The following is an 18,486-nucleotide window of genomic DNA, read 5'->3' on the forward strand; positions in this document are numbered from 1 at the left end:
GCAGCCGCCGCGCGACCGGCCCGCCCAGCGTGAGCGTGGCGCGGTTGGCGGTGGCGGCGGTCGCCGCCGCGGGCGCCGCCTGCGCCGCAGCCGCAGCCGCAGCCGCGACAGGCGCCGGCGTCGCGGTGAGCGAAGCGGGTGACGCGCCGGCGGGCGCGGTCGCCGGCGGCACGGCGAACGCGAGCGCGGCGGCGAGCGCGAGCGCGGCGGTTGGGCGGCGCATCGCTCAGCCTCCGATCCGGATCGACAGCGTCAGTGGGTCGAGCTGCGTGCCGGCCGTGAAGACGCCGAGCCCGAGCGGGGCGCCCTCGCCCGTCAGCGCCGCTCTCACGCCGCTCCAGGTCAGCGTCGTGCCATCGGCCGAGCGCGTCGGCGGCGGCAGCGTCAGCGCAGCGACCGCGCGCCGCGCGGAGGGCACGATTCTGCTCGCGCCGCCGGGCTCGTAGCCGGAGCCGGCCTCCGAGACGGCCGAGAGCGTGCCGCCGGCGCCGTCGATCGTGACGATCGGGTCGGCCAGCCGCAGCCAGGTGCCGCGGTTGCTGGCGGAGGCGAAGCTGCCGACCATGTAACCGATCCGCAGGCCGCCGCCCAGCTCGACCGTGCCGCTTGCGCGACCGGCGTCGTAGCTGCCGCCGGTCGCCGGGAAGCGGAAGCTCGCAGCGGAGGCGTTGCGCGTCGCGCCGTCGTGCGGGAACCAGTACGGATCGGCGTAGTCGCCGCCACCGCCGCTGCCCGGGTCCGCGGGATTGACGCCCGTGTTGGCACCGTCGAGCGGGAAGATCCCGCGCAGCGCCGCCGAGAACCCCCAGTCGGCGGCGCCGCCGAGGACCGGACGCGGGTTCGGCGCCGGCTGCTGCGGGGCGGACGGGCCGCCGCCCGCGTCGCCGCCCCCGCCCCCGCCGCTCCCGCCCGAGCCGTCGCCGGATCCGGTTCTGGCGCCACCGCCCGATCCACCGCCCCCTCCGGATCTCGCGCCTGTGCCGTTGCCGGTTCTTCTCGCGCCGCCGCTTCTCCGACCCCCGGTCGCTCCCCTGCCGCCGGCGCTCGCGCCGCGCAGCCGCGCCGTCACGGTCAGCGGGTCGAGCGCGAAGCCGGCGTGGTACATCCCCAGGCCCAGCGGCTCGCCCGCGCGTGTCAGCGTCGCTCTGATGCCGTTCCAGCTGACCGTCGCGCCGCCGGCCCCGAGTACGCGTCTGGCGGCGCGCAGGTCGAGGTCGGCGAAGACCCGGCGCTTGCGCACGACCGGCGCGCTGTCGTGGAAGCCAGCGTCGGTGACGCCGGAGAGCGTCCCGCGTGCGCCGTCGAGCTCGACGACGAGGTCGGACAGCGTCACCCAGATCCCGTGCGCTCTGCCGTCGTCGACGGCGCCGCCGACCTGGTAGCCGAGCCGCACCGAGCCGCGCGCGGCGATCGTCGCGCGCTCGCCGCCGGCCTCCCAGCTGCCGCGCCCGAGCGGGAAGCGGAACGTGTCGTCGGCGTTCTGGCTCGCTCCGCCGGAGAGGCGCCGAAACGGCTCGCCGGTGTTGTAGTTGGCGCCGGTCGCGCTGAAGGCGGCGCGCACCGGCGCCGCGAAGCCCCAGTCGAGCGTCCCGCCGACGATCGCGCGGCTGCGCGTCGCGGGTGCGTCGAGCGCGCCGAGCGGGCCGGCGACGAGGCCCGGCCGCGCCAGCGCGGCGCGCAGCGCACGGGCCGCGGCCGGCGGCAGCGTCAGGCGCCCGCCGCGCAGTGTCAGCCGCAGCGGCCCGCGAATCCCGCCGGCCGCGGCCGTCAGGCTGCCCGCGCGCAGCCGCAGCCCGCGCAGCACGACCGTCCGTCTGCCCGCGAGCAGGCGCAGCCCGCCGTTGTGGACGACCGTCCCGTCGTCCCTCACCGCGCGCACCGGCACCGTGAAGTGCCCGCCCGTGCGGCGCGCGGGCGCGAGCGGCCTGACCGTCACACCGGCCGCCTGCAGCGCTCTGGCCGCGGCGCCCGCGAATCTCAGCGTGGTCGGCTGAACGCCCGTTGCGGCGGGCGCCGCCGCGGGCGCGGGTCGCGCCGCGGCGTCGCGGATGACGAGCGCTCCCGCGAATGCGAAGAGCGCTGCGAAGAGCAGCGTGCTGAGCAGCAGGCGACGGGCCTGCGAGCGACGGAACGGCATCGGCGGGACGACCCCCTCGGGACGGGCAGCGCAATTAGTTACAGATGCATTAGGGTACCCGAATAGAGGGCTCGGCACCAGCTCGAGCGCCACTCCCACAGAAAGGCGGGGTCCCCGATGGCCAGCGCTCATGTCTCCCACTCCACCGAACTGCCGGCGACGCCTCAGGACGCCTGGAAGCGCTTCGCCGACTTCTCGGTGTACAGCGCCTGGAACGTCAACCACGTCGACTTCCCCGACGGCCCGCCGACGCTCGCCTCCGGCGCCGAGTTCCGCGAGCAGCTGCAGGTGCGCAGAGCGCCCGCCGAGGTCAAGTGGGTCGTCTCGACGTTCGCGCCGGATCGCGAGATCGTGCTCGACGGCAAAGGCCCGATGGGCATCAAGCTGCGCCAGACGTTCACGTTCGAGCCCGCCGGCGAGGGCAGTCGCTTCGCCAACACGCTCGAGTTCTCGGCCGTCGCGCTGAAGCCGATGATCTCCGCGCTGGAGAAGGAGGTCGGCAAGACCGTCGCGGAGTCCGTGCAGAGATTCCGCGCGCAGCTCGGCTGAGCCCGCGCGCCCGCCCCGTCGGCGCGGCCTGCGCCCCCGGGCAGTGGCCGAGCGGCGCATCTCGTAGGCTTGGGGCAGTGCCTCGTCCGACCGCTGCCGGCACCGCCCCCAATCGCCGCAAGCCGCCCCCCACGCGCGAGCAGATCGCCGCCGCCGCGATCAGGCTCGGCGTCGAGCGCTTCACGATGCAGGCGCTCGCGCGCGCGCTGAGCGTCCAACCGCAGGCGCTCTACCGCTGGGTCGCCGATCGCGACGACGTGCTCGACCTCGTCGCCGACGAGGTGCTGTTGCGCGTCGACCTTCCGGCCGCGCCCGACGACGGCGACTGGCGCGCCTGGCTGCGGCAGCTCGCACGCGGCCTGCGACGCGAGCTGCTGGCCGTTCCCGGCGTCGCGGCGCGCGCGCTGACGCGTCTGCAGACGACGCGGCCGTTCCTCGCGCTCCACCGCGAGAGCGTCGCCGCGCTGACCGCCGCCGGCTTCGACGGCACCGCGGCGGTCCGCGCCGCCGAGACCTTCGGCACGGGCGTGCTCGGCTGGATCGCGCGCGAGCAGAGCATCCGCTCGCAGCGCGGACAGGGCCGGCGGCTCGCCGAGGAGATCGCCGAGGCGAGGCGCAGCGCCGGCCTGCGCACGAGCCTGCCGAGCGGTGCACCGGCGTCGGGCCGCATCTCCGGCAGCACCGCCGAGGAGCGCTTCGACGCCTTCGTCAGCGTGCTGATCGACGGGCTCGCAGCGACGCTCCCGCGCGCACCCGCCTGACGCCCCGCCGCCGCTCGGCGCCGCGCGCGGTGCGCGCGGCGCGACGACGAGCCGGCGGACGGGGCGCAGGGGTTCAGCCGATCGCGACGGTCGCCCGCGAAAGGTGCGCGCCTCCCGCCGCCGGCCGCAGCGAGTAGCGGCCGCTCAGCCGCACGTAGACGACGCGGCCTCTGCGCGCGGCTCTGCGCGCGACGACGAGTCGCAGCCGCCGTCCCTGAAGCGTGCCGCGCGCAACGGTCGTGCGACCGCGCACGAGCACGACCCTCACAGCGCCTCTGCGCGTGCTCAGCGCGCGTCCCAGCTGCAGGACCACGACCCGTCTGCCGGCGCCGGAGCGGACGCGCGCGGCGATCGTTCTGGGTTGCGGCTTGGGATCGCGCGGCGTCGCGGGTCTGTCGGGACGCGGGGACGGGACGACCGGGACGACCGGCGGCGCGGGATCGACCGGCGGCGCGGGATCGACCGGCGGTCTCGGTGGGTCGACCGGCGGCTCCGGATCGACGGGCGGCTCCGGATCGACCGGCGGTCTGTTCCCCTCGGCCAGTCTGACCGTGATGTCGATCGGGTCGAGCACGGTGCCGGCCGGGAAGGCGCCGAGGCCGAGCGGCGCGCCGTCCGTCGTCAACGTCACCGGAACCCCGCTCCAGGTGACGGTGCGTGCCTCCTCGTCGCGCACGGGTCTGATCGCCGAGAGGTCGAGCGCGCCGAACGTCCGCCGCTGCTCGTCGACCGGCGGCTGGCCGTGCATGCCGGCGAAGCTGAGGCCGGTGATCGTCCCGCTCGTGCCGTCGAGAAGGATCTCGAGGTCGGAGAAGCCGACGTAGACGCCGAACGCGCCCGGCGGCGGTCTGGTCGCGGCCGGACACGCGATCGGCTGCGGGCCGGGCCGGAAGCCGCCGACGCAGTAGCCGATCCGCAGCCCGCCGGCATGGCGGATCGTCGCCGTCCCGGCACTGGCGTCGTAGCTGCCGCCGGTCGCCTCGAAGCGCCAGCTCGGCTGCCCGGCGACGCGGGTCGCGCCGTCGAACGGGTACCAGAACAGCTGGTCGGGATCGTCCGGATAGCTGGAGTTGTAGTTGTTCGGCGGGTCGACGGCGAACATCCCGCGCAGCGCCGCGGCGAACCCCCAGCTGGCGCCGCCGCCGACGATCGCGGTCGCGCCCTCAGGGTCGGAGGCGGCGGTCGTGAAGGTGCCGTCAGCACCCTCGACGAGCTCCGCTCCGCCCTCGCCGTCGCTGCTGAGCACGAGCCGGTAGTGGTACTCGGTGGCCGGCGCCAGCTGCTCGAGCGCGATCGCGACCGAGCGCGCCCCGGCGCCGCCGGTCAGCGCATGCGGCTCGCTCTCGCTGCCGTACGCGGTGCTCGTGCCGTACTGCACCGTCACCGCGCCGTCGCGGCTGCCGGGGTCGACGACGCCGCGGATCGTCGTACGGTCGACGCCGACGCGGGTCGCCGCGACTGTGCTGACGGTGCCCGGCACGACCGGCGCGCCGAGGTCGCGAACGTAGGAGTGATAGCGGCGGTTTCTGTTGACCGAGGTGACCGGAACCGGGCCGTCGGGGACGACCTCGCCGGCGTTGGTGACGAAGCTGACGAAGCGGCCGTCGGCGCTGAGCGAGCCGTCGTAGACGGTCGGGTTGGTCGTGCCACCGTACGAGGCTCTGTCGATCTGCCCGCCGGCCTGGCGCAGCGTCGCGCGCTCCGTCGTGCCGGCGGCGAGGTCGCGCACGAACGTGTCGTTGACCCCGTTGGTGTCGTCCGGGACGAGATTGGTGGCTCTGGAGGAGAACGCCACCCTGCGGCCGTCGGCGCTCATCCCGGTCGCCAGCGGAGCGGCCGAGCCGTCCGGCAGCGCGCCGTCGTGGCCGACGGAGACGCGCATCGTCGCGCCCGTCTGGACGTCGTGGCGGAAGACGCCGACTGCGCCGCGGTCGTCGACGGTCGTCGAGCTTCGCGTCGTCCACGTGACGTAGCGGCCGTCGGCGCTGAGGAGCGGCTCCTGGTAGGTCTCCGCGGCGGCTCCGGCGGCGTCTCTTGCGACCGCTCTGACGACCCCGCTGGAGAGGTCGCGCACGTAGGCGGTCGCGACACCCGGCGCGAAGCCTTCGACGACGTCGTCGACGTTGGTCGTGAAGACGACGTGTCTGCCGTCGGCGCTGATCGCGCCGTAGTCGGCCCCGACCGCCGTCGCGCCGTCGGCCGCCAGCGAGACCACTGTGGTCGTGCCGGCGATGCGGTCGCGCACGAACAGGTTGTCGTCGCCCGTGCCGCCCGGCAGGTTCGCGCCGGCGCTGACGAATGCGACGTAGCGGCCGTCGGCGCTCAGTGACGGCGCGCTGGCGCGGCTCTCGCTCGCCGCTGCCGCGGCGTCGACGCTGATCCGCTCGATCGCGCCGGTGGCGAGCACGCGCGCGTAGATCTGGCTCGGCTCGGCCGCGGCTTCGCCGACGAGGTTGGTCGCGCTCGACTCGAACGCGACGACGGCGCCGTCGGCGCTGATCCCGACGTCGTCGGATCTGGTGGTCTGCCCGCGGTTGCTGTCGGCGTCGGCGACCGCGCCGGCGGTGCCGGCGGCGCGGCTGACGAGTGTCGTCTGCCCGGCCGCGTAGTCGCGCACGTAGACGTGCACCGCTGTGCCTGCCGTCCCGGCGAGTTCGGCGACGAGGCTCGGCGCCGAGGACGCGAAGACGCCGCGGCGGCCGTCGGCGCTGAGCGCCGCCGGGCTGGAGTTGTCGACGTTCGTGACCGCCGTCGACTCGAACGGCCGGCTGGTCCAGGTCGTCGTCCCGGCGGCCTCGGCCGCGGTCGCCGCGAAGCCGCCGAACGCAGCCAGCACGGTGGCGGTCGCGGCGGCGCGACGGACCGGCCGCCCGCCCACGAGCCTCCCGCGCGTCCACGCGGCGGCGCCCGCAAGCCGCGCGCGGGCCGGCGTGGCGACCTCCGCCGCACGCCCGCTCGCACCACCCTCGGCACGCGGTCGTGCCGTCCTCGTCGCTGTCTTCATGCGCCCTTCCTCACTCGTGTTAGGTAGACCTAATACATGTGTCTCTTATTAGGGTAGCCTAACGCGCGGAACCCGGCCGGGTCCGCCTCGATAACGATCAACGGAAGGACGCACCGACCATGCATTCCGCCATTCGCCGTACCCGTCGCGGCGCACTCGCGCTCGGCGCGCTGCTGACGCTCGCCGCCGCCCCCGGCGTCGCGCAGGGCGCGACCGTCGAGGACGGCTGGGCCGACTGGGGCGTCGAGCAGGGCCTTCGCGACACGTTCGTGCCCGCCTCGCTTTACCACAGAATCTGGAGCCCCGCGACGGCCAGCCCGCTCGACGGCGACATCTTCCGCTTCCCGGTCGACGCCGCCGCCGCGACGAGCTACACCTACGACGCCAGAAGACCGACCGCGGACGCCGGCACGATCGAGACCGACGGCGGCGTCGAGATCGGCTACCACCTCGGCGCGCCGAGACCGGGCAACGCCTACGGGATCTGGGTCAACTTCCAGGATCTCGAGATCGCGCTCGACGGCAGAGGCGGCGGCACGCTGACCGCGGTCACCGAGGCCGGCTTCCACGGCTCCGACCCGACCCCGAGAGTCGAGCGCACGTTCGCGACGATCGACCTCACCGCGGGCACCCGCACCTACAACCCGGCGACGAGAACCGTCACCTGGTCCGACGTGCCCACGACGCTGACGGCCGCCGGCGAGGAGATCGGCAACGGCACGTACCTCAGCGGCGACCCGCTCGACCCGATCAGCTTCTCGGTCGAGCTCGGCTGAGCGGGCGGCCGCGCCGATCCGCCGACGCCGGCGGGCGGATCGGGCGGCGACGCTGGTGAACGGCGGCGGCACTCACAGCGGTGCCGCCGCCCTCATCCGTCGGGCGACGACCCGATTCCAGCCAGCAGCGTGGCGACGTAGGCGTCGAAGCGAGCGTCGGCGTCGGCGCGCGGACGCCCGCCGGCAGCCGCCGCGAGGCCCTGCTCGCGCGCGACCCAGGCGAGCGTGCCGGTGCCGACCACCTCCGCGACCCAAACCGCCCTGCCGCGCTCGACGCCGCCGGCGACGAGGCCGGCGATCACGCGCTCGTGCAGGTTCACGAACGCGACCGAGATCTGGAACCGCGTCAGGCCGCGCGCGGCGATGCCGGGCACGGTCAGCAGCTCGGCGCGCAGCGTCCGCGTGAAGTCGAACAGCCACGCGCGCCAGTCGCCCTCGAGCGGCATCCGCGGCGGCATGATCCGCGCCACGAAGCTGTCGGCGACGAGATCCAGCAGCTCGTCGCGATCGCCGACCCAGCGGTAGAGCGCCTGCGAGGAGACCCCCAGGCGCTTCGCCACGTCCTGCATCGTCAGCTGCTCGAGCCCGATCGCAAGCGCCGCCTCGACCAGCTCGTCGGGCTTCACCAGCGGCGGCCGGCCGCGTCTGCGCGCCGATGTCGATCTGCCCGTCACCGAACGGCACACCCTACCCCGCCGGCGACGCGATCGAAGTACGCACCCACGCGCTCAGCTCTCCTCGTCTCGATTTGACAAGCGCGGACCACTCGCTAAGGTAACCGGTTACCGAAGGCGATTACGTCGTCCTGGGTCGCCGGATCGCCGTTCGCAGACGAAAGAGGAGAGAGTGCCCATGCCACAGCCAGCAGGGAGGGGAAGTGCAGCGCGCGCGCCATCGGCGGACGGCGCTCACGCCCCCTTGCTCGAGGTGCGCGGGATCGCCAAGCGGTTTGGCGGCGTCCGCGCGCTGGAGGACGTCAGCCTGCGACTCGACGGCGGGCAGGTGCACGCGCTGCTGGGCGAGAACGGCGCGGGCAAGAGCACGCTCATCAAGGTGCTCGCCGGCGTCCACCGGCCCGACGAGGGCGAGCTGTCGATCGACGGCCGCAGCGTCGAGCTGCACAGTCCCAGAGCCGCGCAGGCGCAGGGGATCGCCACGATCTACCAGCATCCGGCCTTGTTCCCCGACCTCGACGTCGCGGAGAACGTCTTCCTCGGACACACGCGCAGCAACCGCGCGGGCCGGCTCGAGAAGGCCGCGATGCGACGGGAGGCCGACGAGATCCTGGCGACGCTCGGCGTGAGGCTGCGCGGCAAGGTGCCCGTACGCGGCCTCTCGCTCGCCGACCAGCAGGTCGTCGAGATCGCACGTGCGCTCTCGCTGCACGCACGGGTCCTGATCATGGACGAGCCGACCGCGTCGCTGTCGGCGCCCGAGGTCGCGCGCCTGTTCGAGGTCGTACGGCGCCTGCGCGACCGGGGCGTCGCGATCCTCTTCATCAGCCACCGGCTGGACGAGGTCGCCGCGCTCGCCGACCGCGTCACGATCCTGCGCGACGGACGCCACGTGCTGACGCGCCCCGCCGCCGAGCTCGAGCGCTCGGACCTGATCGCGGCGATGGTCGGGCGCAGACTCGACGCGCTCTATCCGAAGGCCGCGGCGGAGATCGGCGCGCCGGTCCTCACCGTGCGAGGCCTCGCACGCAGCGGCGCCTTCGAGGGGATCGACCTCGACGTCCGCGCCGGCGAGATCGTCGGTCTCGCCGGGCTCGTCGGCGCCGGTCGCACCGAGATCGCGCGCGCCATCTTCGGGATCGACCGGCTCGACGCCGGCACGATCGAAATCGACGGCACGCCCGTGCGGATCGGGTCGCCCGCCGACGCCGTCGCCCAGGGCATCGCGTACGTGCCCGAGGACCGCCCGCATCACGGCCTCATCCTCACGTTCGACATCACCGCCAACGCGTCGCTGCCGCTGCTGCGCCGGCTCGGTCGTCACGGCCTGCGCAACCGGCCGCGCGAGCGGCAGATCGCCGCCGAGGCGATCGCCGACCTGCGGATCCGCGCGGCGGGCGCGGGGCAGCTGACGGGCTCGCTGTCGGGCGGCAACCAGCAGAAGGTGGTGCTGGCGAAGTGGCTGGCGACCTCCCCCCGCGTCCTCATCCTCGACGAGCCGACGCAGGGCATCGACGTCGGCACCAAGGCCGAGGTCCACCGTCTCATCTCCGGCCTCGCGCAGCAGGGCCTGGCGATCCTGCTGATCTCGAGCGAACTGCCCGAGGTGCTCGCGATGTCCGACCGGATCGTGGTGATCCGCGAGGGCCGCGTCGGCGGGCGCCTGACGCGCGAGCAGGCGACGCAGGAGACGATCATGCACGCGGCGACCAGCGAGGTTCCCCTTGCGGCCTGACAGACGACTGCTCGCCGCGCCGGGCGCTGCCGCCGCGACCGCCGCGAGCGCCCCGCAGCCCGTCGGCGACGGCGAGCGCCCGCGCGCGGGCCTGCTGCGCCTCGCCGCCTCGCGTGACGCCGGCCTGCTGCTCGCGCTCGCGCTCGTCGTGCTCGTCGTGACCGTGCAGGAGCCGACGTTCCTGTCGGCCGGAAACCTGCGCGAGATGCTCTCGACGGTCGCGATCCTGGCGGTGCTCGCGGCCGGGCAGACGCTCGTCGTGCTGACGCGCAACATCGACCTCTCGGTCGGCGCGGTGCTCGGCCTGACGGCGTACCTCGCCGCCGACCTCGCGCATCGGCACCCCTCGACGTCGATCGTCGTCGTCGGACTCGTCGCGTGCGCCGCCGGCGCCGGCCTCGGCGCCGTCAACGGCCTGCTCGTGACGGTCGGCCGCGTGCCGGCGATCGTGGCGACGCTCGGCACGCTCTACATGTTCCGCGGACTGACGTCGACGATCGCCGGCAGCGAGCAGATCAACGCCGGCGACCTGCCCGACCGCTACCTGTCGTTCTCCGTCGACACCGTCGCCGGGATCCCCAACGTCGTCGTCGTCGCCGTCGTCGTGCTCGTGATCTGCGCCTACGTGCTGTCGCAGACGCGCGCCGGTCGCGAGCTGTACGCGGTCGGCAGCAGCCCGGAGAGCGCGCGCCTGGCCGGGCTGCGGCCGGGGCGCCTGGTGTTCGGCGCCTACGTCGCGGCGGGCCTGCTGGCGGGCCTCGGCGGTCTGCTCTGGAGCTCGCTCTACGCCGGCGCCGACGCGACGACCGGCACGGGCCTGGAGCTGCAGGTGATCGCGGCGGTCGTCGTCGGCGGGGTCGGCGTCTTCGGCGGGACCGGCACCGTCGGCGGCGCCGCGCTCGGCGCGCTGTTCCTCGGCGCCGTCCAGAACGGGCTGCTGCTGCTGCGGGTCTCGTCGCTGTGGCTGCAGGCCGTCTACGGCATCGTGATCCTGCTGGCGGTCGGGCTCGGCGCCTGGATCGCCTACCGCGCCCGCCGCGCGCCGGGAGCGCCGTCATGAGCGCCCGTCTCGCCCGGCTGGCCCGCTGGGAGACGGCGCTCGCCGCCTGCCTCGCCGCGGTCCTGCTGTACGGCTTCTTCGCGGTGCCCGGCTTCTGGTCGAGCTCGAACATGTCGCTGGCGCTGCAGGCGAGCATGCCGACGGCGATCGTCTGCCTCGGGCTCGCGCTCGTGCTGATGACCGGCCAGATCGACATCTCGGTCGCCTCCGTGCTGGCGCTCTCGAGCACGCTGCTGGGCAAGCTCTACGGGTCGGGCGCGCCGCTGTGGCTGGCGATCGCCGCGGCGCTCGCCGCCGGCGTCGCCGCCGGCTCGCTCAACGGGCTGCTGATCGCGCGCTTCGGGCTGCCGTCGCTGGTCGTCACGCTCGGGACGCTCGCGCTGTTCCGCGGCATCTGCTTCATCGTCCTCGGCGACCAGCAGGTCAGCGCGTGGCCGAGCGGCTTCACCTCGCTCAGCTCCGGCAGCGTCGCGGGCGGCTTCCTGACGTGGTCGGTGGTGCTGTTCGCCGTGCTGCTGGCGCTGCTGGCGCTCGTCTTCGAGGCCACCTGGGTCGGTCGCACGATCCAGGCGATCGGCCGCTCCGCGGATGCCTCGCGCTTCGCCGGCATCCGCGTCGGCCGCGTCACCTTCGCCGTGTTCGTGCTGTCGGGGCTGCTGGCGGCCGTGGCGGGCGTCGTCGAGACGGCGCGGCTCTCCAGCGCGAGCCCCGCCAACGGCACCGGGCTGGAGCTGGACGTGATCGCGATCGTGCTGCTCGGCGGCATCAGCATCTTCGGCGGGCGCGGCACGCTCGCCGGCGTCGTGCTGTCGCTCGGGCTCGTGATCGCGCTGCGCAACGTGCTCGGCCTCGAGGGCGTCGGCGGAGACGTCCAGCAGGTCGTGATCGGCGCGCTGCTGGTCGGATCGGTGCTGGTCACCAACGTCGCAGCGGGCGCACGCCGCGCCCGTGTCAGACCCCTGCCGCCCCCACCGGCCCAAGCGGCCGGCTGAGCAGGGCATCCGTCTCATCATCAGGAGGAGAACGCAAGTGCGCAATCGTTGTCTCTCGCTCGCCGCGATCGGCGCGGCGCTGCTGACCTTCGGCGGCTGCGGCGCCGGTAGCGGCGACGACGCCGCCGGAACCACCGGCGCCGCCGCCGGCCCCGACGTCGTCTTCATCCCCAAGGTCGTCAACGTCGACTACTTCGACACCGCCGCCGCGGGCGCCAGAGAGGCTGCCGCGGAGCTCGGCGGCAGATTCGAGATGGTCGGCCCGTCCGACGCGACGGCCGCCTCGCAGGTTCCGTTCATCAACACGCAGGCGCAGAAGCACGCGGGCGTGATCGCGATCTCCGGCAACGACGCCAACGCCGTCGCGCCGGCGCTCAAGCAGGCAGCCGCCGCCGGCTCGAAGGTGATGAGCTGGGACTCCGACGTCGCCCCCGACGCGCGCAGCGTCTACGTCGCCGACATCACCGCGGAAGCCGAGGCGCAGAACCAGCTCGACATGCTCGGCGAGCAGATGGACTACAGAGGCGAGTTCGCGATCCTCTCCTCCTCGCCGACGGCGACCGCGCAGAACGAGTGGATCGCGGCGATGAAGGAGCTGCTCAGAACGCCCAGATACAGCGGCATGAAGCTCGTCAAGATCGCCTACGGCGAGGAGAACGACCAGAAGACGCTGCAGGAGGCGCAGGGCCTGCTGCGCGCCTACCCGAACCTCAGAGGGATCACCGGCATCTTCTCGATCGCGCCGATGGCGATCGCCCGCGCCGTCGAGCGCGCCGACAAGGTCGGCGACGTCGCGGTGACCGGCGTGGCGCTTCCCAGCGCCCTTGCCAGCTACCTGAAGAGAGGGACGATCGAGAGAGCCTCGCTGTGGGACGTCACCGACCTCGGGTACCTGACGTACTACGCTGCCGCGGCCCTCGCGAGAGGGGACATCACGGGCAGAGCGGGCGAGACCTTCAGAGCCGGGCGGATGGGCGAGCGCGAGGTCGGCGAAGACGGCCAGATCGTGCTCGGCCCGCCGCTGGTCCTCACGAAGGACAACGTCGGCGACTACGACTTCTAGGAGCGACCGTGGAAGAGACCGTGAAGACGCCGGAGCGGCGGCCGTACGAGATCGCGCCGGGCATCTGGCGCCGTGACCTGCCGCTGGCGCCGGGCATCACGGTCGCCGTGCACGTCGTGCGAGGGCCGCTCGGCGCGGTCCTCGTCGACACCGGCTCGGCCGGCGACCACGAGGCGGTCCTGGAGCTGCTGGAGGCCGCCGGGGTGCGCCCGCGCGACGTGCGCGTCGTGCTCGACACGCACAAGCACCACGACCACATCGGCGGCAACCGCCAGGCGAAGGAGCGCACCGGCGCGCTGCTGGCCGCGCCCGCCGGCGCGGTCGCGTGGATCGAGGACCACGAGCGCCACCTGCGCGAGTTCGCCGAGCACCATCCGGAGCTGCTGCTCCCGACGGCGCAGGAGCGCGCGGAGCTGGCGGCGACGCTCGACGGCGAAGTCGCCGTCGAGCTGATCGCCGGCGAGGGCTTCACGCTCCGGCTCGGCGACGGGATCGAGCTGCGGGCGCTCGCGCTGCCGGGGCACGTCGAGGACGAGATCGGCCTCGTCGAGCGGCGCTCCGGCGCGCTGCTGATCGCCGACGCGGTGCCGAACGTCGACTGGCCGCTGTTCCACGGCCATGTCGAGCCGGCCGTGCTGCGCGCGACGCTGGCGCGCCTGCGCGGGCTGGCGCACGCGGCGCGCGGGCCCGTCAGCCTCGCGCACCGCCCGGTCACCGACGGCGCCGGCCTGCGCGAGACGATCGCCGCGTGCGAGGCGTTCGTCGACGCGGTCGACGAGCAGCTGCGCGCGCAGCTGCGCGCGGCGGGCGAGCAGTCGTGCACGCTGGGCCAGCTGTGGGAGTCGGCCTGCGAGACGTTCGGCCGCGCGCGCGAGTTCCGCGGGCTGGCGATGGTCGACGCGCATCTGCGCGGGCTGTCGGCGGACGGCCTGATCGCGCGCACCGCGCCCGACACCTACCGCTGGATCGCGCCGCGCGCATGAGCGGCGCCCGAGACTTCACCGAACGAGGCAGGAGATGACGAACATGGGCAACCCGATCGGAGTCCACTCGCAGGTCTTCGCGGCCGCGTGGGAGGGCGAGCAGCGCAGGGCGGTCGCCGAGCGGGCCGCCGCGGCCGGCTTCGGCTTCCTCGAGGTCACCGTGATGGATCCGCAGCGGTTCGACGTGCCCGGCACGCGCGCGGCGCTCGACGCCGCCGGCCTCGGGATCGCGTGCTCGACGGCGATGCGGCTGGAGACCGACCTCTCCAGCGCCGATCGCGCGATCAGCGCGCGCGGCGAGGCGCACATGCGGACGATGCTCGAGCTCGCCTCCGAGCTGGAGGCGCAGTGGCTCGTCGGCGTCACCTACGGCGCCTGGGCGAAGTACCCGGCGGCACCGACGCAGGCGGGCACGGCGAACGCGGTCGAGGCGCTCGGCCGCATCGCGGCGCGCGCCGACGAGCTCGGCGTGTCGATCGGGATGGAGGTCCTCAACCGCTTCGAGAACAACCTCGTCAACACGACGGCGCAGGCGCGCGCGATCGTCGAGCAGGTCGGGTCGCCGCGGCTGCGGGTGCAGCTCGACAGCTACCACGCGCACCTGGAGGAGAACAGCCAGGCCGACGCCGTCGCCGGCTGCGGCGAGCACCTCGGCTACCTGCACGTCGGCGAGAGCCACCGCGGACGCCTGGGGACCGGCAGCGTCGACTTCGCGCAGCTGTTCGCGGCCGTCGCCGCGCAGCGGTTCAGCGGCCCGATCGTCTACGAGGCGTTCTCGGCGAACGTCGTCGGCGCGGCCGCCGCGCCGCTGCTGTGCGTCTGGCGCGACCAGTGGGAGGACAGCGACGAGGTCGCCGCCGACGCCCGCCGGTTCATCGCCGCGCAGTTGCGGACGGCGCGTGCGGCGGCAGCCGGGAGCGCATCGTGATCGAGTTCGCCGAGTACCTGCATCCGCGGCCCGACGCCTTCTGGACGACGTTGCGCCAGGTCGGCGTCGAGCGCGCGGTCAGCACGCTCGACCGCAGCCCCAACCCGATGGGCCACCGCACCGCCGACCTGCCATGGGGCAGAGGCGCCGTGCGCCAGCTGAAGCAGCGCTACGAGGACATGGGCCTGGAGCTGGTCGGGATCGAGGACTCCCCGCCGCTGGACCGCACGCGGCTCGGCATCGCCGGCCGCGAGGAGGAGATCGAGCACTTCTGCACGCTCGTGCGCAGCATGGGCGACGCCGGCATTCCGATGCTCTGTTACAACTGGATGGCGGTGATCCCGTGGCTGCGGACGTCCGTCACGCTGCGCGGACGGGCCGGCGCGCTCGTCACGGGCTTCGACGCGGAGGCGCTGCGCGACAGCGGTCCGACGTGGGCTGGCACGGTGCCCGCGGAGCAGTTCTGGGACGCCTTCGAGCACTTCATCAAGCGCGTCGCACCGGTGGCCGAGGAGGCCGGTGTGCGGCTCGCGCTGCACCCGGACGATCCGCCGCTGGCGCCGCTGCGCGGAATGGGGCGGATCATGAACTCGCTCGACGCCTTCGAGCGTGTCCTGGAGTTCGTCGACACGCCCGCGAACTCGCTCACGCTGTGCCAGGGCAACTGGACCCTGATGACCGACGACGTGCCGGGAGCGATCCGCCACTTCGGCGGCATGGGCCGCATCGCCTTCGGCCACTTCCGCGACGTGCGCGGGACGGCGGAGCGGTTCGTCGAGACGTTCCACGACGAGGGCCAGACGGACATGCTGCAGGCGATGATCGCCTGGCACGAGATCGACTTCGACGGGGTCCTTCGCTGCGACCACGTCCCGACCCTGGAGGGCGACAGCAACATGGATCCGTCGTACTCGTTCCTCGCGCGGCTGCACGCGATCGGCTACATGACGGGCTTGCGCGAGGCAGCCGTGGCCGCGCTCGCCGCGAACGGGCCGACCGGGATGGAGGTGGCGGGATGACCGCGCCGGAGCCGATCGACCTCGGCCGCGTCCAGCGCGAGTGCTACGCGGCGGTCGTCTCCGACTGCTGCGACGCGCTCGGGCTGCGCGCGCAGACGCTCGAGAGCGGGATCGTCCCGCTCGTCGGCGAGGGCGTGCTGGCCGGCTTCGCGCGGCCGGTCCGCTCAGCCGCGGTCGAGCGGGCGCCGGAGCGCCACTACGGTCGCGAGATCGACTTCATCGACTCGCTGCTGCCGGGCGACGTGGTGATGGCGCGGTGCACGCCGCCGGCCGCGTTCTGGGGCGAGCTGTTCTCCGCCGCCGCGCGGGGACGCGGCTCCCATGGCGCGATCGTCGACGGACTGGTGCGCGATCGCGCCCGTGTCGGGAGCGTTGCCGGCTTCACGCTCTTCGGACGGGGGGCGCGGCCGACCGACAGCCTCGGCCGGATCTCGATCGCCGAGCACGACACGGCGGTCGTCGTCGGCGGGGTGACGGTCCGTCGCGGCGACCTCGTCGTCGCCGACGCCGACGGCGTCGTGGTCGTCCCGGGCGACGTCGCGCCGGAGGTCGTCGATCGAGCGCTGGAGAAGGCGAGCGCGGAGAGAAGCTCGTTCTCGATGCTGCTCGGCGGCGCGTACCTCAGAGAGGTGTGGGAGCGTCATGGCGTCCTCTGAGCGCACGACGGCGCTGTTTCGGGTCGAGCTGCCCGACGGCGCGGGCGCGCTCGCGCGCGGGCGTGCCGACACGGGTCCGGCCGAGCTGCTGGATCCTGCGCTGACGCTCGCCGACCTGCTCGCCGCGGGCGGCGGCGCGCTCGCGCGGGCGCTGGCAGGACCGGGCCACGGCCCGCTCCCCTCGGCCGCGCTGCTGCGCGCGCCCGTCGACGTGCAGGAGGTGTGGGCCTGCGGCGTGACCTACCTGCGCTCGCGCGACGCGCGGATGGAGGAGTCCGAGGCGCAGGCGGACGCCTACAGCCGCGTCTACGCCGCCGACCGTCCCGAGCTGTTCTTCAAGGCGACGGCGGCACGCGTGCGCGGCGACGGCGAGCCGATCGCCACACGCGCGGACTCGAGCTGGGACGTGCCCGAGCCGGAGCTCACGCTCGTGCTCGACGCGCGCGGCGAGATCGCCGGCTACACGATCGGCAACGACGTCTCCTCGCGCAGCATCGAGGGCGAGAACCCGCTCTACCTCCCCCAGGCCAAGTGCTTCGAGGGCGCGTGCGCGATCGGTCCGGGGATCGTGCCGACCGACGCGGCCGGCGGCCCCTTCGCGATCCGCCTGACGATCACTCGCGACGGGGCGGCGGTCTACGACGAGGCGACCTCGACGGCCGAGATGAAGCGGACGTTCGCCGAGCTGGCGCGATACGCGACGCGCGCGCTCGCCTTCCCGGCCGGCGTGCTGCTGATGACCGGAACGTCGCTGGTGCCCGACCCGCCGTTCACGCTGCTGCCGGGCGACGAGGTCGCGATCTCCGTGCCGGGCCTCGGACGACTGCGCAACACCGTCGGCGAGCCGGTCGGCCGTCGCGACGAGGAGAGGAGCCTCGCATGACCAGTCCGATCGCCGACGGCGACCTCGGCACGCGCTGGTCGCAGCGCCGCGCGCACCAGCGCTGGCTGCACGACCACGCGATCTCGCTGCTGGACTTCTACCAGCACCGCAGCATCGATCCGGATGGCGGCTTCTTCGAGCTGGAGGACGACGGCAGCCGGCGCCCGACGGCGGCGCGGCAGCTGTTCACCTCGACGCGGATGGTGCACGTCTTCGGGATCGCCGAGCTGCTCGGCAAGCCCGGCGCGCGCGCGATCGTCGACCACGGGATGCGCCACCTGCGCGAGGCGCTCGCCGATCGCGAGCACGGCGGCTGGTACTGGAGCGTGGGCGCCGACGGGCCGGTCGACGCGAGCAAGCAGCACTACGGGCACGCGTTCGCGATCCTCGCCGGGGCGACCGCGTCGCAGGCGGGCCATCCCGACGGCCCGGCGCTGCTGGAGGACGCGCTGGCGATCCACGAGCAGCGCTTCTGGGACGAGCGCGCCGGCGCCGCGCGCGAGTCCTTCGCGGCCGACTGGAGCGCGCCGGAGGCGTATCGCGGGCAGAACGGCAACATGCACCTGACCGAGGCGCTGATGGCCGCGTTCGAGGTGACCGGCGACGACGTGCTGCTGGAGCGCGCCCACCGCATCGCCGACAAGCTCGTCAACGGCGCCGCGCGCGCGAACGGCTGGCGCCTGGCCGAGCACTACACGCAGACGTGGGAGATCGACTTCGGCTACAACCGCGAGGACCCCTTCAACCTCTTCCGGCCGTACGGCTCGACGACCGGCCACTGGCTGGAGTGGGCGCGCCTGGTGCTGCAGCTGTGGGAGCTGCGCGGACGCGCCGACGCGTGGATGCCGGAGGCTGCGGCGCGCCTGTTCGACCGCGCGGTGCAGGACGGCTGGGACGCGCGCGCGGGCGGCTTCTGCTTCACCGTCGACTGGGACGGCAGACCGTTCAACCGCGACCGCTACTGGTGGACGGTGACGGAGGCGATCGGAGCCGCCTCGTTCCTCGCCCGGATCGACGGCGACGAGCGCTTCGAGCGGCAGTACCGGCGCTTCTGGGACTATGCCGACCGCTGCCTGATCGACCACGAGCACGGCAGCTGGTTCCACCAGCTGACGCCCGAGAACCGGCCGACGCGCGACCCGTGGTTCGGCAAGCCGGACGTCTACCATTCGTTTCAGGCCTGCCTGGTGCCGTTGATCCCGACCGACGTCGGACTCGCGCGCGGCGTGCGCGACGGCTGGTACGGACGCGACGAGAGATGACGAG

The 18,486-nt window shown here is 74.0% G+C and carries 17 protein-coding genes; 13 read left to right on the forward strand and 4 right to left on the reverse strand.

Annotated features, from left to right (window positions below; genetic code table 11):
- Both Q7L65_RS00005 and Q7L65_RS00010 read right to left on the reverse strand, forming a co-directional pair.
- Positions 1 to 223 (reverse strand): hypothetical protein (locus Q7L65_RS00005; RefSeq protein ID WP_304718149.1); only part of this gene is annotated, 223 nt, incomplete at its 3' end.
- Positions 224 to 226: 3 nt separating this feature from the next.
- On the reverse strand, positions 227 to 2,137 hold the full coding sequence (locus Q7L65_RS00010; RefSeq protein ID WP_304718150.1) for an HtaA domain-containing protein: 1,911 nt from the start codon (positions 2,135 to 2,137) through the stop codon (positions 227 to 229).
- Positions 2,138 to 2,254: 117 nt separating this feature from the next.
- On the opposite strand from Q7L65_RS00010, the gene Q7L65_RS00015 reads away from it, so the two are divergent.
- Positions 2,255 to 2,686: an SRPBCC family protein gene (locus Q7L65_RS00015; protein ID WP_304718151.1), complete on the forward strand. Its 432-nt coding sequence runs from the start codon at positions 2,255 to 2,257 to the stop codon at positions 2,684 to 2,686.
- A 77-nt stretch (positions 2,687 to 2,763) separates the two neighbouring features.
- Complete coding sequence (locus Q7L65_RS00020) at positions 2,764 to 3,447, forward strand: TetR/AcrR family transcriptional regulator (RefSeq protein WP_304718152.1); 684 nt, start codon at positions 2,764 to 2,766, stop codon at positions 3,445 to 3,447.
- A gap of 73 nt (positions 3,448 to 3,520) precedes the next feature.
- Here the strand turns inward: Q7L65_RS00020 and Q7L65_RS00025 are convergent, their stop codons facing one another.
- Positions 3,521 to 6,451 carry an HtaA domain-containing protein gene (locus Q7L65_RS00025; protein ID WP_304718153.1) on the reverse strand — a complete coding sequence of 977 codons (2,931 nt, stop codon included), beginning with the start codon at positions 6,449 to 6,451 and terminating at the stop codon, positions 3,521 to 3,523.
- 119 nt (positions 6,452 to 6,570) lie between these two features.
- Between Q7L65_RS00025 and Q7L65_RS00030 the strand changes: the two genes are divergently transcribed.
- Positions 6,571 to 7,227, forward strand: a complete 657-nt coding sequence (locus Q7L65_RS00030) for an HtaA domain-containing protein (protein WP_304718154.1) — start codon at positions 6,571 to 6,573, stop codon at positions 7,225 to 7,227.
- 92 nt (positions 7,228 to 7,319) lie between these two features.
- Here Q7L65_RS00030 and Q7L65_RS00035 read toward each other — a convergent pair whose 3' ends face one another.
- Positions 7,320 to 7,901 carry a TetR/AcrR family transcriptional regulator gene (locus Q7L65_RS00035; RefSeq protein ID WP_304718155.1) on the reverse strand — a complete coding sequence of 194 codons (582 nt, stop codon included), beginning with the start codon at positions 7,899 to 7,901 and terminating at the stop codon, positions 7,320 to 7,322.
- 178 nt (positions 7,902 to 8,079) lie between these two features.
- Here Q7L65_RS00035 and Q7L65_RS00040 point away from each other — a divergent pair, with 178 nt between their 5' ends.
- Genes Q7L65_RS00040 through Q7L65_RS00085 form a run of 10 tightly spaced genes read left to right on the forward strand, consistent with a single transcriptional unit; the run spans position 8,080 to position 18,482 of the window.
- Complete coding sequence (locus Q7L65_RS00040) at positions 8,080 to 9,636, forward strand: sugar ABC transporter ATP-binding protein (protein WP_370552495.1); 1,557 nt, start codon at positions 8,080 to 8,082, stop codon at positions 9,634 to 9,636.
- The gene (locus tag Q7L65_RS00045) at positions 9,626 to 10,696 is read left to right on the forward strand and encodes an ABC transporter permease (RefSeq protein ID WP_304718156.1); all 1,071 of its coding nucleotides are present in this window, start codon (positions 9,626 to 9,628) and stop codon (positions 10,694 to 10,696) included. The genes Q7L65_RS00040 and Q7L65_RS00045 overlap by 11 nt, the downstream gene beginning before the upstream one ends.
- Positions 10,693 to 11,688, forward strand: coding sequence for an ABC transporter permease (locus Q7L65_RS00050; RefSeq protein ID WP_304718157.1), 996 nt, complete (start codon positions 10,693 to 10,695; stop codon positions 11,686 to 11,688). The genes Q7L65_RS00045 and Q7L65_RS00050 overlap by 4 nt, the downstream gene beginning before the upstream one ends.
- Positions 11,689 to 11,725: 37 nt before the next feature.
- Positions 11,726 to 12,751 carry a substrate-binding domain-containing protein gene (locus Q7L65_RS00055; RefSeq protein ID WP_304718158.1) on the forward strand — a complete coding sequence of 342 codons (1,026 nt, stop codon included), beginning with the start codon at positions 11,726 to 11,728 and terminating at the stop codon, positions 12,749 to 12,751.
- A gap of 8 nt (positions 12,752 to 12,759) precedes the next feature.
- Positions 12,760 to 13,734 (forward strand): MBL fold metallo-hydrolase, encoded by a 975-nt coding sequence (locus tag Q7L65_RS00060; protein ID WP_304718159.1) that lies wholly within the window; start codon positions 12,760 to 12,762, stop codon positions 13,732 to 13,734.
- 34 nt (positions 13,735 to 13,768) lie between these two features.
- Positions 13,769 to 14,662, forward strand: coding sequence for a sugar phosphate isomerase/epimerase (locus Q7L65_RS00065; protein WP_304718160.1), 894 nt, complete (start codon positions 13,769 to 13,771; stop codon positions 14,660 to 14,662).
- Positions 14,659 to 15,681: a mannonate dehydratase gene (locus Q7L65_RS00070; protein WP_304718161.1), complete on the forward strand. Its 1,023-nt coding sequence runs from the start codon at positions 14,659 to 14,661 to the stop codon at positions 15,679 to 15,681. Before Q7L65_RS00065 ends, Q7L65_RS00070 begins: the two co-directional genes overlap by 4 nt.
- Positions 15,678 to 16,337: a hypothetical protein gene (locus Q7L65_RS00075; RefSeq protein WP_304718162.1), complete on the forward strand. Its 660-nt coding sequence runs from the start codon at positions 15,678 to 15,680 to the stop codon at positions 16,335 to 16,337. Before Q7L65_RS00070 ends, Q7L65_RS00075 begins: the two co-directional genes overlap by 4 nt.
- On the forward strand, positions 16,324 to 17,220 hold the full coding sequence (locus Q7L65_RS00080) for a fumarylacetoacetate hydrolase family protein (RefSeq protein WP_304718163.1): 897 nt from the start codon (positions 16,324 to 16,326) through the stop codon (positions 17,218 to 17,220). Before Q7L65_RS00075 ends, Q7L65_RS00080 begins: the two co-directional genes overlap by 14 nt.
- A complete protein-coding gene (locus Q7L65_RS00085) occupies positions 17,217 to 18,482 on the forward strand; it encodes an AGE family epimerase/isomerase (protein WP_304718164.1) in 1,266 nt (421 codons plus the stop codon). Before Q7L65_RS00080 ends, Q7L65_RS00085 begins: the two co-directional genes overlap by 4 nt.
- Positions 18,483 to 18,486: the final 4 nt, after the last annotated feature.

It is taken from the genome of Conexibacter sp. CPCC 206217 (genome assembly GCF_030646165.1).
Lineage (GTDB): Bacteria > Actinomycetota > Thermoleophilia > Solirubrobacterales > Solirubrobacteraceae > Conexibacter.

Bases quoted from the DNA above. Each gene is read 5' to 3' on its own strand.
- Q7L65_RS00065 (WP_304718160.1), top strand. From the start codon at position 13,769: ATGACGAACATGGGCAACCCGATCGGAGTCCACTCGCAGGTCTTCGCG.
- Q7L65_RS00015 (WP_304718151.1), top strand. From the start codon at position 2,255: ATGGCCAGCGCTCATGTCTCCCACTCCACCGAACTGCCGGCGACGCCT.
- Q7L65_RS00025 (WP_304718153.1), bottom strand. From the start codon at position 6,451: ATGAAGACAGCGACGAGGACGGCACGACCGCGTGCCGAGGGTGGTGCG.
- Q7L65_RS00075 (WP_304718162.1), top strand. From the start codon at position 15,678: ATGACCGCGCCGGAGCCGATCGACCTCGGCCGCGTCCAGCGCGAGTGC.
- Q7L65_RS00010 (WP_304718150.1), bottom strand. From the start codon at position 2,137: ATGCCGTTCCGTCGCTCGCAGGCCCGTCGCCTGCTGCTCAGCACGCTG.
- Q7L65_RS00050 (WP_304718157.1), top strand. From the start codon at position 10,693: ATGAGCGCCCGTCTCGCCCGGCTGGCCCGCTGGGAGACGGCGCTCGCC.
- Q7L65_RS00030 (WP_304718154.1), top strand. From the start codon at position 6,571: ATGCATTCCGCCATTCGCCGTACCCGTCGCGGCGCACTCGCGCTCGGC.
- Q7L65_RS00085 (WP_304718164.1), top strand. From the start codon at position 17,217: ATGACCAGTCCGATCGCCGACGGCGACCTCGGCACGCGCTGGTCGCAG.
- Q7L65_RS00040 (WP_370552495.1), top strand. From the start codon at position 8,080: ATGCCACAGCCAGCAGGGAGGGGAAGTGCAGCGCGCGCGCCATCGGCG.
- Q7L65_RS00080 (WP_304718163.1), top strand. From the start codon at position 16,324: ATGGCGTCCTCTGAGCGCACGACGGCGCTGTTTCGGGTCGAGCTGCCC.